The 13,000-nt window shown below is 58.8% G+C and carries 10 protein-coding genes; 9 read left to right on the top strand and 1 reads right to left on the bottom strand.

Annotated elements, in window-relative coordinates:
• Positions 1-8 precede the first annotated feature (8 nt).
• The 7 genes from dnaK (at position 9) to RHM60_RS12060 (ending at position 9,811) form a co-directional block, all read left to right on the top strand.
• The gene (dnaK, locus tag RHM60_RS12090; RefSeq protein WP_003235059.1) at positions 9-1,925 is read left to right on the top strand and encodes a molecular chaperone DnaK; all 1,917 of its coding nucleotides are present in this window, start codon (positions 9-11) and stop codon (positions 1,923-1,925) included.
• A gap of 317 nt (positions 1,926-2,242) precedes the next feature.
• Positions 2,243-3,367, top strand: a complete 1,125-nt coding sequence (gene dnaJ / locus RHM60_RS12085; RefSeq protein ID WP_003235057.1) for a molecular chaperone DnaJ — start codon at positions 2,243-2,245, stop codon at positions 3,365-3,367.
• Positions 3,368-3,376: 9 nt separating this feature from the next.
• Complete coding sequence (gene dapB / locus RHM60_RS12080) at positions 3,377-4,183, top strand: 4-hydroxy-tetrahydrodipicolinate reductase (protein ID WP_209984936.1); 807 nt, start codon at positions 3,377-3,379, stop codon at positions 4,181-4,183.
• A 259-nt stretch (positions 4,184-4,442) separates the two neighbouring features.
• Entirely contained in the window at positions 4,443-5,579 is a 1,137-nt protein-coding gene (carA, locus tag RHM60_RS12075; protein ID WP_003235052.1) for a glutamine-hydrolyzing carbamoyl-phosphate synthase small subunit, read from the top strand.
• Positions 5,580-5,683: 104 nt separating this feature from the next.
• Positions 5,684-8,905, top strand: a complete 3,222-nt coding sequence (gene carB, locus RHM60_RS12070) for a carbamoyl-phosphate synthase large subunit (protein WP_322214511.1) — start codon at positions 5,684-5,686, stop codon at positions 8,903-8,905.
• A complete protein-coding gene (gene greA / locus RHM60_RS12065; RefSeq protein WP_003235048.1) occupies positions 8,902-9,378 on the top strand; it encodes a transcription elongation factor GreA in 477 nt (158 codons plus the stop codon). The genes carB and greA overlap by 4 nt, the downstream gene beginning before the upstream one ends.
• 28 nt (positions 9,379-9,406) lie before the next feature.
• Positions 9,407-9,811: an MFS transporter gene (locus RHM60_RS12060; protein ID WP_322214510.1), complete on the top strand. Its 405-nt coding sequence runs from the start codon at positions 9,407-9,409 to the stop codon at positions 9,809-9,811.
• 9 nt (positions 9,812-9,820) lie between these two features.
• Here RHM60_RS12060 and RHM60_RS12055 read toward each other — a convergent pair whose 3' ends face one another.
• Positions 9,821-10,129, bottom strand: coding sequence for a YhbY family RNA-binding protein (locus RHM60_RS12055; RefSeq protein ID WP_017139256.1), 309 nt, complete (start codon positions 10,127-10,129; stop codon positions 9,821-9,823).
• Between the two features lie 105 nt (positions 10,130-10,234).
• On the opposite strand from RHM60_RS12055, the gene rlmE reads away from it, so the two are divergent.
• Both rlmE and ftsH read left to right on the top strand, forming a co-directional pair.
• Entirely contained in the window at positions 10,235-10,885 is a 651-nt protein-coding gene (gene rlmE, locus RHM60_RS12050) for a 23S rRNA (uridine(2552)-2'-O)-methyltransferase RlmE (RefSeq protein WP_003235041.1), read from the top strand.
• 200 nt (positions 10,886-11,085) lie between these two features.
• Entirely contained in the window at positions 11,086-12,996 is a 1,911-nt protein-coding gene (gene ftsH / locus RHM60_RS12045; protein ID WP_209984913.1) for an ATP-dependent zinc metalloprotease FtsH, read from the top strand.
• The last annotated feature ends 4 nt before the right edge of the window (positions 12,997-13,000 follow it).

Below are 13,000 nucleotides of genomic sequence, written 5' to 3'. Positions count from 1 at the left end.
AGTAAATCATGGGCAAAATTATCGGTATCGACCTGGGGACCACCAACTCCTGCGTCTCCGTGCTGGAAAACGGCGTAGCTAAAGTTATCGAAAACGCCGAAGGCGCGCGTACCACGCCGTCGATCATCGCTTACGCCAACGATGGCGAAATTCTGGTGGGTCAGTCGGCCAAGCGTCAGGCTGTGACCAACCCGCACAACACCCTGTACGCGGTGAAGCGTCTGATCGGTCGCAAGTTCGACGAAGAAGTCGTGCAGAAAGACATCAAGATGGTCCCGTACAAAATCGCCAAGGCTGACAACGGTGACGCCTGGGTTGAAGTGAACGGCCAGAAAATGTCGCCGCCGCAAATCTCGGCTGAAATCTTGAAAAAGATGAAGAAGACTGCCGAAGATTACCTGGGCGAAACAGTCACCGAAGCGGTGATCACCGTTCCGGCCTACTTCAACGACAGCCAGCGTCAGGCGACCAAAGACGCCGGCCGCATCGCGGGCCTGGACGTTAAACGTATCATCAACGAGCCCACCGCAGCCGCTCTGGCTTACGGCATGGACAAAGCCAAGGGCGATCACACCGTGATCGTTTATGACCTGGGTGGCGGTACCTTCGACGTCTCCGTGATCGAGATCGCGGAAGTGGACGGCGAGCACCAGTTCGAAGTGTTGGCCACCAACGGCGACACCTTCCTGGGTGGTGAAGACTTTGACATTCGTCTGATCGACTACCTCGTTGACGAATTCAAGAAAGAAAGCGGCATGAACCTCAAAGGTGACCCGCTGGCCATGCAGCGCCTGAAAGAGGCGGCCGAGAAAGCCAAGATCGAACTGTCTTCCTCGCAGTCGACCGATGTGAACCTGCCTTACATCACTGCAGACGCTACCGGTCCAAAGCACTTGAACGTGAAAATCTCGCGCTCCAAGCTCGAAGCTCTGGTTGAAGACCTGGTTCAACGCACCATCGAACCTTGCCGCATCGCGCTGAAAGATTCCGGCATCGATGTGGGCGCGATCAACGACGTCATCCTCGTCGGCGGTCAGACCCGTATGCCACTGGTGCAGAAGCTGGTGACCGAGTTCTTCGGCAAGGAAGCACGTAAAGACGTGAACCCGGACGAAGCTGTTGCCATGGGTGCTGCCATCCAGGGCGCGGTATTGGCAGGTGACGTTAAAGACGTGTTGCTGCTGGACGTCAGCCCGCTGACCCTGGGTATCGAAACCATGGGCGGCGTGATGACCGCGCTGATCGAGAAAAACACCACGATTCCTACCAAGAAATCCCAGGTGTTCTCGACTGCCGATGACAACCAGGGCGCCGTGACCATTCATGTGCTGCAAGGTGAGCGTAAGCAGGCTGCGCAGAACAAGTCCCTGGGCAAGTTCGACCTGGCCGAGATTCCACCAGCACCACGCGGCGTGCCGCAAATCGAAGTGACCTTTGACATCGACGCCAACGGCATCCTGCACGTCGGCGCGAAAGACAAGGCCACCGGTAAAGAGCAGAAGATCACCATCAAGGCCAACTCCGGTCTGTCTGATGAAGAAATTCAACAGATGATTCGTGATGCTGAAACCAACGCTGAAGCGGACAAGAAGTTCGAAGAACTGGCCGGTGCCCGTAACCAGGGTGACGCGCTGGTTCACTCGACTCGCAAGATGATCGCTGACGCTGGCGACAAAGTGACCGCTGAAGAGAAGGCCGCGATCGAAGCTGCCGTGGTTGCCCTGGAAGCTGCCGTTAAAGGTGACGACAAGGCTGCCATCGAAGCGAAGGTCGAGGAACTGTCGAAAGTCTCCGCGCCGGTTGCTCAGAAAATGTACGCCGAACAAGGTCAGCCGGCCGAAGGTGCTGCGCAGCAGGCAGAGCCTGAAGCCAAGCACGATGACGTGGTTGATGCCGAGTTCGAAGAAGTCAAAGACCAGAAGTAACAGGTCGCCCGGTTGACCGCTTTCCAGCGGTGACTGGTAGGATGTCGCCGCGCGGGAGCTTGCTCCCGCGTTGGCGTGTCTGGGGTATGCAAATTTTTACAGCATGCGACAGCGTTCGGATGCTGGCGGTGTGATCGGGAATGCTCCTGCTTTCCGAGCAATAAATACCGCGCTTTTGGCCGGCTGCCTGGCTAAAAAGCAGTAATGACCAGGATCGTTGAATTGACGTGAGTTGGGTCCGGGCCTGTATTGGGGCTCAACGAGTTTGGCGGGGCTCAGGAGGGTCTGGCCGAACGTCCTTAAGAGTGCAAAGACTTATGGCAAAGCGTGACTATTACGAAGTGTTGGGCGTGGAGCGTGGCTCCAGCGAGGCGGACCTGAAAAAGGCCTACCGTCGCCTGGCGATGAAGCATCACCCGGACCGTAATCCGGACAGCAAAGAATCCGAAGAGATGTTCAAGGAGGCCAATGAGGCCTATGAATGTCTGTCTGACCCCAACAAGCGTGCAGCCTACGACCAGTATGGTCATGCAGGCGTCGACCCGAGCATGGGCGGCGGCGGTGCCGGCTTTGGCGGGCAGAATTTCTCCGATATTTTCGGTGATGTGTTCAGTGACTTCTTTGGCGGTGGCCGCGGTGGTCAGCGCGGTGGCGCCCAGCGTGGCAGCGACCTGCGCTACACCCTTGAGCTGAACCTTGAGGAGGCCGTGCGTGGTACCAGCGTCAATATTCGTGTGCCGACGCTGGTCAACTGCAAGCCGTGCGATGGTTCGGGTGCCAAGAAGGGCTCCTCGCCGATTACCTGCCCGACCTGTGGCGGCATTGGCCAGGTGCGCATGCAGCAGGGTTTCTTCTCGGTGCAGCAGACCTGCCCACGTTGCCATGGTCAGGGCAAGATCATTTCTGATCCGTGTGATTCCTGCCACGGCGAAGGGCGTGTCGAAGAGTACAAGACCCTTTCGGTGAAAGTACCGGCAGGTGTGGATACCGGTGACCGCATTCGTCTGTCGGGCGAAGGCGAGGCGGGTGCCCAGGGCGGGCCTACGGGCGACCTGTACGTGGTGATCAGTGTGCGCGAGCACTCGATCTTCCAACGCGATGGCAAGCACCTGTTCTGTGAAGTGCCGATCAGCTTTGTGGATGCGGCGTTGGGCGGCGAGTTGGAAATTCCGACGCTCGATGGTCGCGTGAAGCTCAAGATCCCGGAAGGCACCCAGACCGGCAAGCAGTTCCGTATTCGTGGCAAAGGCGTTGCGCCGGTGCGCGGTGGCGGTGCGGGCGACCTGATGTGCCGTGTTGCGGTAGAGACTCCGGTCAATCTGGGTCGCCGTCAGCGTGAGCTGCTGGAGGAATTCCGCAGCTCGCTGGAAGGCGACGACTCCCACTCGCCCAAGACCACGGGCTTCTTCGATGGCGTGAAGCGCTTTTTCGGCGACCTGTAAGGAATGAGTATGCGACGTATAGCCGTGATGGGCGCTGCCGGGCGCATGGGCAAGACGTTGGTCGAAGCGGTGCAGCAGCGCTCGCCGGCGTCGGGGCTGACTGCAGCAATCGTTCGTCCGGGCAGTACGCTGATCGGTGCGGATGCCGGTGAGTTGGCCTCGCTGGGGCGCATCGGTGTGTCGCTGTCCGGCAATCTGGAGCAGGTGGCTGACGAGTTCGACGTACTGATCGACTTCACGCTGCCGGACGTGATGCTGAAAAACCTGGCGTTCTGCCGCAAGGCGGGCAAGGCCATGGTGATTGGCACCACGGGCCTCAGTGCCGAGCAGAAACAGCTCCTGGTGGAGGCGGGCAGGGATATTCCTGTGGTGTTCGCGGCCAATTTCAGCGTGGGCGTGAATCTTTCGCTCAAGTTGCTGGACCTGGCGGCGCGCGTGCTGGGAGATGAGGCGGATATCGAGATCATTGAAACCCATCACCGTCACAAGATCGATGCGCCATCGGGTACCGCGCTGCGCATGGGTGAGGCGATTGCCGATGCGCTAGGTCGTGATTTGTCGAAGGTCGCGGTCTACGGTCGGGAAGGTCATACCGGCGCGCGTGCGCGTGACACGATTGGTTTCGCTACCGTTCGTGGTGGAGATGTAGTGGGTGATCACACCGTGCTGTTCGCCACCGAAGGCGAGCGACTGGAGATCACCCACAAGGCCTCCAGCCGTATGACGTTTGCCAAGGGCGCGGTACGTGCTGCGCTGTGGCTGGAAAGTCGCGAGCCGGGCCTTTACGACATGCGCGATGTGCTGGACCTGCACTAGGCAGTCGTCAAAAAGGGGGCTCAGGACTATTCCTGGGCTCCGTTTTTACCCGCTAAGCGACGCCCTGTCGCATTCCTCTGCCTTCAAGGCTTATTAGCGGTGGACCAAAAAAGGCTTTTTCTGTAACCTACAGCTTTAGTGTGTTCACTAAAAGCGCGCAGAATAATTCAGTGAAGAAGCGGGGTGACGTGTCCATACGTCACTCCGCTTTTTTACAACCTGCGATCGCCCTTTCAGGCTTTATTTACGGGAGGTCTTCTTGACTAAGCCAGCCATACTCGCCCTTGCTGATGGCAGCATTTTTCGCGGCGAAGCCATTGGAGCCGACGGTCAGACCGTTGGAGAGGTAGTGTTTAACACTGCCATGACCGGCTATCAGGAAATCCTTACCGATCCTTCCTACGCCCAACAGATCGTTACCCTGACCTATCCGCACATTGGCAACACCGGTACCACGCCGGAAGATGTCGAGTCTGATCGTGTCTGGTCGGCTGGCCTGGTCATTCGTGACCTGCCGCTGGTAGCGAGCAACTGGCGTAACACGATGTCGCTGTCCGATTACCTGAAAGCCAACAATGTTGTGGCGATCGCCGGTATCGATACGCGCCGCCTCACGCGCATCCTGCGTGAAAAAGGCTCGCAGAACGGCTGCATCATGGTCGGTGACAATATTTCCGAAGAGGCGGCGATTGCCGCAGCCCAGGGCTTCCCAGGCCTCAAAGGCATGGACCTGGCTAAAGTCGTCAGCGTCAAAGAGAAGTACGAGTGGCGCTCCACGGTCTGGGACTTGAAGACCGACAGCCACGCGACCATCGATGCCGCCGAGCTGCCTTACCACGTGGTCGCTTATGACTACGGCGTGAAGTACAACATCCTGCGCATGCTGGTCGAGCGTGGCTGCCGCGTGACCGTGGTGCCGGCGCAAACCCCTGCCAGCGACGTACTGGCCCTGCAACCGGACGGCGTGTTCCTGTCCAACGGCCCGGGCGACCCCGAGCCTTGTGACTACGCGATCCAGGCCATCAAAGATGTGCTGGAGACCGAGATTCCGGTATTCGGCATCTGCCTGGGCCACCAGTTGCTGGCCCTGGCCTCCGGCGCCAAGACCCTGAAAATGGGGCATGGCCATCACGGTGCCAACCATCCGGTGCAAGACCTGGACACTGGCATTGTGATGATCACCAGCCAGAACCACGGTTTCGCGGTGGACGAAGCGACTTTGCCAAGCAACGTGCGCGCGATTCACAAGTCGCTGTTCGACGGTTCCCTGCAAGGCATTGAGCGCACCGACAAGAGCGCGTTCAGCTTCCAGGGCCACCCTGAAGCGAGCCCGGGCCCGAACGACGTAGCGCCGCTGTTCGACCGTTTCATCAATGAAATGGCCAAGCGACGCTGACTGAGCGGCCTGCGGGCGGCCCCGGTTTTCGGTGGCCCCCGCAGGCACTTCAAGATTGTTCAAGACGGCTTGCCGACTGACCTGCGGATTTGAGTGACAAACCCATGCCAAAACGTACAGACATAAAAAGCATCCTGATTCTCGGCGCCGGCCCGATCGTGATCGGCCAGGCCTGCGAATTCGACTACTCCGGCGCCCAGGCTTGTAAAGCCCTGCGTGAAGAGGGCTATCGCGTCATCCTGGTGAACTCCAACCCGGCCACCATCATGACCGACCCGGACATGGCCGACGCCACCTACATCGAGCCGATCAAATGGCAGACCGTTGCCAAGATCATCGAGAAAGAGCGTCCGGACGCCCTGCTGCCGACCATGGGTGGCCAGACCGCTCTGAACTGCGCCCTGGACCTGGAACGCGAAGGCGTTCTGGAGAAGTTCGGCGTGGAGATGATCGGTGCCAACGCCGACACCATCGACAAGGCTGAAGACCGTTCGCGTTTCGACAAGGCCATGAAGTCCATCGGTCTGGACTGCCCGCGCTCCGGTATCGCCCACAGCATGGAAGAGGCCAACGCGGTTCTCGAAAAGCTGGGCTTCCCGTGCATCATCCGTCCGTCGTTCACCATGGGCGGCACCGGTGGCGGTATTGCTTACAACCGCGAAGAGTTCGAAGAAATCTGCGCCCGTGGCCTGGACCTGTCGCCGACCAAAGAGCTGCTGATCGACGAATCCCTGATCGGCTGGAAAGAATACGAGATGGAAGTTGTCCGCGACAAAAAGGACAACTGCATCATTGTCTGCTCCATCGAAAACTTAGACCCGATGGGCGTGCACACCGGTGACTCGATCACCGTTGCTCCAGCGCAGACCCTGACGGACAAGGAATACCAGATCATGCGTAACGCCTCGTTGGCGGTATTGCGTGAGATCGGCGTTGAAACCGGCGGTTCCAACGTTCAGTTCGGCATCTGCCCGGACACCGGCCGCATGGTCGTGATCGAGATGAACCCGCGTGTATCGCGTTCATCGGCGCTGGCCTCGAAAGCGACCGGTTTCCCGATTGCGCGCATCGCTGCCAAATTGGCTATCGGTTACACCCTGGACGAGCTGCAAAACGAAATCACGGGCGGCGCCACGCCGGCGTCTTTCGAGCCATCCATCGACTACGTTGTGACCAAGCTGCCGCGCTTTGCTTTCGAGAAGTTCGCCAAGGCTGACGCGCGCCTGACCACCCAGATGAAATCCGTGGGTGAAGTCATGGCCATCGGCCGGACCTTCCAGGAATCCTTGCAGAAAGCCCTGCGTGGCCTGGAGGTTGGCGTTTGCGGTCTGGACGAGAAGCTCGACCTGAGCAACCCGGAAAGCATGAGCGTCCTCAAGCGTGAGTTGACCGTGCCGGGTGCCGAGCGTATCTGGTATGTGGCCGATGCTTTCCGCGCGGGCATGACCGTCGAAGATATCTTCGGCATGAACATGATCGACCCATGGTTCCTGGTGCAGATCGAAGATCTGATCAAGGAAGAAGAGAAGGTCAAGACCCTCGGTCTGTCGTCTATCGACCGCGACCTGATGTTCCGCCTCAAGCGCAAAGGCTTTTCCGACCAACGCCTGGCCAAGCTGCTGGGTGTGACCGAGAAAAACCTGCGCACCCATCGTCACAAGCTGGACATCTTCCCGGTCTACAAGCGCGTTGACACTTGCGCGGCCGAGTTCGCCACCGACACCGCGTACATGTACTCCACCTACGAGGAAGAGTGCGAAGCCGCGCCGTCGGGACGCGACAAGATCATGATCCTCGGTGGCGGCCCCAACCGTATCGGCCAGGGCATCGAGTTCGACTACTGCTGCGTACACGCCGCTCTCGCCCTGCGCGAAGACGGGTACGAGACCATCATGGTCAACTGCAACCCGGAAACTGTTTCCACCGACTACGACACCTCTGATCGCCTGTACTTCGAGCCGGTGACCCTGGAAGACGTGCTGGAAATCTGCCGTGTCGAGAAGCCAAAAGGCGTGATCGTCCAGTACGGCGGCCAAACCCCGCTGAAACTGGCGCGTGCCCTTGAAGCCGCCGGCGTGCCGATCATCGGCACCAGCCCGGACGCCATCGACCGTGCCGAAGACCGTGAGCGCTTCCAGCAAATGGTTGAGCGCCTGAACCTGCGTCAGCCGCCTAACGCCACCGTGCGCAGCGAAGACGAAGCCATCCGTGCTGCCAGCAAGATCGGCTACCCACTGGTGGTGCGTCCGTCCTACGTGCTGGGCGGTCGTGCGATGGAAATTGTCTACGAAGAAGAAGAACTCAAGCGTTACCTGCGTGACGCGGTGAAAGTGTCCAACGACAGCCCGGTGCTGCTCGACCACTTCCTCAACTGCGCCATCGAGATGGATGTGGATGCGGTGTGCGACGGCACTGACGTGGTAATCGGCGCAATCATGCAGCACATTGAACAGGCGGGCGTTCACTCCGGTGACTCCGCGTGCTCGCTGCCGCCGTACTCGCTGCCGGCGCACATCCAGGACGAGATGCGCGAACAGGTCAAGAAAATGGCTCTGGAGCTGGGTGTGGTCGGCCTGATGAACGTGCAGTTGGCGCTGCAGGGCGAAGACATCTACGTCATCGAAGTCAACCCGCGTGCTTCGCGTACCGTGCCGTTTGTTTCCAAGTGCATCGGTGTGTCCCTGGCCATGATCGCTGCCCGCGTGATGGCCGGTAAGACCCTGAAGGAAATCGGCTTCACCAAGGAAATCATTCCGAACTTCTACAGTGTGAAAGAGGCGGTGTTCCCCTTCGCCAAGTTCCCTGGCGTGGACCCGATCCTGGGCCCTGAGATGAAGTCCACCGGTGAAGTGATGGGTGTGGGTGATACGTTCGGTGAAGCTTTCGCCAAGGCCCAGATGGGCGCCAGCGAAGTGCTGCCGACCGGCGGGACTGCGTTCATCAGCGTGCGTGATGACGACAAGCCACTGGTTGCAGGGGTTGCCCGTGATCTGATCAACTTGGGCTTCGAAGTCGTGGCTACCGCCGGGACCGCCAAGCTGATCGAAGCTGCCGGCCTGAAAGTACGTCGCGTGAACAAGGTGACGGAAGGCCGTCCGCACGTGGTCGACATGATCAAGAACGACGAAGTCACGTTGATCATTAACACCACCGAAGGTCGCCAGTCGATCGCGGACTCCTACTCCATTCGTCGTAATGCCTTGCAGCACAAGATCTACTGCACCACCACCATTGCTGCTGGCGAAGCCATCTGCGAAGCGCTCAAGTTCGGTCCGGAAAAGACCGTGCGTCGCTTGCAGGATCTACACGCAGGATTGAAGGCATGACCAAATACCCAATGACCGTCCAGGGCTTCAAGGCCCTGGAAGAGGAGCACGCCCACCTGACCAAGGTCGTACGTCCAAAGCTGAGCCAGGACATCGGTACGGCCCGCGAGCTGGGTGACTTGAAGGAAAACGCCGAATATCATGCCGCTCGCGAACAGCAAGGCATGGTCGAGGCGCGTATTCGCGACATCGAAGGCCGCCTGCAGAATTCGGTGGTTATCGATGTGACGACGATTCCGAAGACCGGCAAGGTGATTTTCGGCACGACCGTGGAAATCGCCAACGTCGAGACTGATGAAAGCGTCGTCTACCACATCGTGGGCGAGGACGAAGCTGACTTCAAACTCGGCAAGATCTCCGTAGGTTCACCGCTGGCCCGTGCCTTGATTGCCAAGGAAGAGGGTGACGTGGTGGCCGTTAAGACGCCGGGTGGTGTGATCGAGTACGAGATTGTTGAAGTTCGTCACGTCTGAAAGACGGCGCCCGCTGCGTGCGGGCGCCATGCTTTGGCAATTGGCCCAGATGCTGTGGGTCGGTGGCCTGTGGTTGTTGCACATCGGCGTGTTGCCCGCGTTGGGCCTGATTGGCCTGGCGCCGATGCTGATCGATGAGATTGACGGATTATTGAGTGCGCTGCTGGTGGGTTTTGCAGCAGCGTGCGTGACGCTCCAGGCGCTGGTGCTGGTTACGGCTGAAGGCGCTGGGAGTTTGTTGCGGGATATTCGCGGGCAACTGCTGTTGATGGCGCTGTATGCCTGCGCGATGTTTTGCGCGGTGCATCTCTGGCTGCCGGAAGCGTTGCGCTGGCAGCTGTTCAGCTATCTTGTGTTAGGGTTTTCCGGCCTGGTGCTGGTGATGCAGCCGGCGCCGGGGTGGAGTGGCGGGGCGCGCGAAGCACGCCCGTGACCCTTTTCGTTACTTGAAGCGATGAACGTTCGACAGTTGCTTGTTGACGCTGAAGTTCTTGCGGTACAGCAGCGCCATCTTGCCGATGACCTGGACCAGGTCTGCCTTGCCGACCTTGCACAGTTCTGCAATGGCCGCCAGGCGCGCTTCACGGTCAAGGATGTTGACCTTGATCTTGATCAGTTCGTGATCGCCCAATGCGCGTTCAAGTTCGGCTAAAACACCTTCAGTCAAACCGTTGTCAGCCACAATCAAAACTGGTTTCAGATGGTGGCCAATGGATTTGTACTGTTTCTTCTGCTCTTGAGTGAGCGGCATAATCTGACCCCTGCGTCTGATCTTGTAAAAAGCGGCGGCCAGTTTACCCGAGCGAGTCCGGGACCGCCCAGTTAATCACGACCCGTTTTATTTTCGAGGTGGCCCGTGGCCCGTTCCAAAACTAGCCTTAAGTGGCTGCAAGAGCATTTCAACGATCCTTACGTCAAAAAGGCGCAGAAGGACGGCTACCGTTCCCGGGCCAGCTACAAACTGCTGGAGATCCAGGACAAGGACAAACTGATTCGTCCAGGCATGAGCGTCATCGACCTGGGTGCGGCACCGGGTGGTTGGTCCCAGGTGACCAGTCGTCTGATTGGTGGGCAAGGCCGGTTGATCGCTTCCGACATCCTTGAGATGGACAGCATCCCCGATGTGACCTTTGTGCACGGCGACTTCACCCAGGATTCTGTCCTGGCCGAGATTCTGGAAGCTGTGGGAAATTCTCAGGTGGACCTTGTGATTTCCGACATGGCCCCCAATATGAGTGGGTTACCGGCTGTCGATATGCCGCGCGCCATGTTCCTCTGTGAACTGGCGCTGGATCTGGCGGGCCGGGTGTTGCGCCCTGGTGGTGATTTTCTGGTGAAGGTCTTCCAGGGCGAAGGTTTTGACGAGTACCACAAGAACATCCGCAAGCTGTTCGACAAGGTTCAGACACGCAAGCCAGACTCTTCCCGGGACAGATCCCGTGAACAGTACCTGCTGTGCCGCGGGTTCCGCGGGGTAGAAGGTGCGGCAAGCGAAGAGCGATTCTGATGTGTTCGAGCAGGGCGATAGGTTTTTTTAAATCGCTTTCGTAATGAAGCTTTACGAATATTGTGTAGTCAAAGTTTCACAAAGGGTTACAGACGGCGTCTGCAAGAGTTGTAGGTAATGTAGTAAGTTAGGCCGGTGAATATCATGCGAAGCGCGCGCCAGCAGCGGAGCTTGCTTCAGAGGGTAGTTAATTGAACGATATGGCAAAGAATCTGATCCTGTGGTTGATCATTGCGGCTGTCCTGGTGACGGTGATGAACAACTTCTCCAGCCCTAACGAGCCGCAGACCCTCAACTATTCCGACTTCATCCAGCAGGTCAAGGATGGCAAGGTCGAGCGCGTAGCGGTTGATGGCTACGTGATTACCGGTAAGCGCAGCGATGGCGACAGCTTCAAGACCATCCGTCCGGCAATCCAGGACAACGGTCTGATCGGCGATCTGGTGGATAACCACGTGGTCGTTGAGGGCAAGCAGCCTGAGCAGCAGAGCATCTGGACCCAACTCCTGGTCGCGAGCTTCCCGATCCTGGTGATCATTGCCGTGTTCATGTTCTTCATGCGCCAGATGCAAGGTGGCGCCGGGGGCAAGGGCGGGCCGATGAGCTTCGGCAAGAGCAAGGCGCGTCTGCTTTCTGAAGATCAGGTGAAGACCACATTGGCGGACGTCGCGGGTTGCGACGAGGCAAAGGAAGAAGTAGGCGAGCTGGTTGAGTTCCTGCGCGATCCTGGCAAGTTCCAGCGCCTTGGCGGCCGTATTCCTCGCGGCGTGCTGATGGTCGGTCCTCCGGGTACTGGTAAAACCTTGCTGGCCAAGGCGATTGCCGGTGAAGCCAAGGTGCCTTTCTTCACGATTTCCGGTTCCGACTTTGTCGAGATGTTTGTCGGCGTCGGCGCCAGCCGTGTTCGTGACATGTTCGAACAGGCCAAGAAACACGCGCCATGCATCATCTTCATCGATGAAATCGACGCCGTGGGTCGCCATCGTGGTGCCGGCATGGGCGGCGGTCATGATGAGCGCGAGCAGACTCTCAACCAGTTGCTGGTCGAGATGGACGGTTTTGAGATGAATGACGGCATCATCGTGATTGCCGCGACCAACCGTCCGGACGTGCTGGACCCCGCGTTGCTGCGTCCAGGCCGTTTCGACCGTCAGGTTGTGGTTGGTTTGCCGGATATCCGTGGTCGTGAACAGATCCTGAAAGTACACATGCGCAAAGTACCAATGGGCGACGATGTGGCCCCGGGCGTGATTGCCCGTGGTACCCCAGGCTTCTCCGGTGCCGACCTGGCCAACCTGGTCAACGAGGCTTCGCTGTTTGCGGCCCGCACCGGCAAGCGCATTGTGGAAATGAAAGAGTTCGAGCTGGCCAAGGACAAGATCATGATGGGCGCCGAGCGCAAATCCATGGTCATGTCCGAGAAAGAGAAGCAGAACACTGCTTACCACGAGGCGGGTCACGCCATCGTTGGTCGTGTTGTGCCTGAGCATGACCCGGTCTACAAGGTTTCGATCATTCCTCGCGGCCGTGCCCTGGGTGTGACCATGTTCCTGCCGGAAGAGGATCGTTACAGCCTTTCCAAGCGTGCGTTGATCAGCCAGATCTGCTCGCTGTATGGCGGTCGAATCGCTGAGGAGATGACCCTGGGCTTCGATGGGGTCACCACCGGTGCCTCCAACGACATCATGCGCGCCAGCCAGATTGCGCGGAACATGGTGACCAAGTGGGGCTTGTCGGAAAAACTGGGCCCATTGATGTATGCCGAGGAAGAAGGCGAAGTGTTCCTGGGGCGTGGTGGCGGTGGTCAAAGCGCAAGCTTCTCCGGTGAAACAGCCAAGCTGATCGACTCCGAAGTGCGCAGTATCATTGACCAGTGCTACGGCACGGCCAAGCAGATCCTGACTGACAATCGCGACAAGCTGGACGCCATGGCTGACGCGCTGATGAAGTACGAGACCATCGATGCCGATCAGATAGACGACATCATGGCCGGTCGTGCGCCGCGTGAGCCGCGCGACTGGGAAGGTGGTTCGGGTACTTCGGGCACTCCGCCTGTGGTTCAGAACGAACGCCCTGAAGCCCCGATTGGCGGTCCTGCAGCTGACCACTAAGGTT

Origin of the sequence: Pseudomonas sp. MH9.3 (genome assembly GCF_034354675.1) — a bacterium.
Classification (GTDB): domain Bacteria; phylum Pseudomonadota; class Gammaproteobacteria; order Pseudomonadales; family Pseudomonadaceae; genus Aquipseudomonas.
This window is presented reverse-complemented; position numbering and strand designations above follow the sequence as displayed.

What these genes read in the sequence shown, in the direction of transcription:
- dnaK (WP_003235059.1), top strand. Translation starts at nt 9, where the DNA reads ATGGGCAAAATTATCGGTATCGACCTGGGGACCACCAACTCCTGCGTC.
- dnaJ (WP_003235057.1), top strand. Translation starts at nt 2,243, where the DNA reads ATGGCAAAGCGTGACTATTACGAAGTGTTGGGCGTGGAGCGTGGCTCC.
- dapB (WP_209984936.1), top strand. Translation starts at nt 3,377, where the DNA reads ATGCGACGTATAGCCGTGATGGGCGCTGCCGGGCGCATGGGCAAGACG.
- carB (WP_322214511.1), top strand. Translation starts at nt 5,684, where the DNA reads ATGCCAAAACGTACAGACATAAAAAGCATCCTGATTCTCGGCGCCGGC.
- greA (WP_003235048.1), top strand. Translation starts at nt 8,902, where the DNA reads ATGACCAAATACCCAATGACCGTCCAGGGCTTCAAGGCCCTGGAAGAG.
- RHM60_RS12060 (WP_322214510.1), top strand. Translation starts at nt 9,407, where the DNA reads ATGCTTTGGCAATTGGCCCAGATGCTGTGGGTCGGTGGCCTGTGGTTG.
- RHM60_RS12055 (WP_017139256.1), bottom strand. Translation starts at nt 10,129, where the DNA reads ATGCCGCTCACTCAAGAGCAGAAGAAACAGTACAAATCCATTGGCCAC.
- ftsH (WP_209984913.1), top strand. Translation starts at nt 11,086, where the DNA reads ATGGCAAAGAATCTGATCCTGTGGTTGATCATTGCGGCTGTCCTGGTG.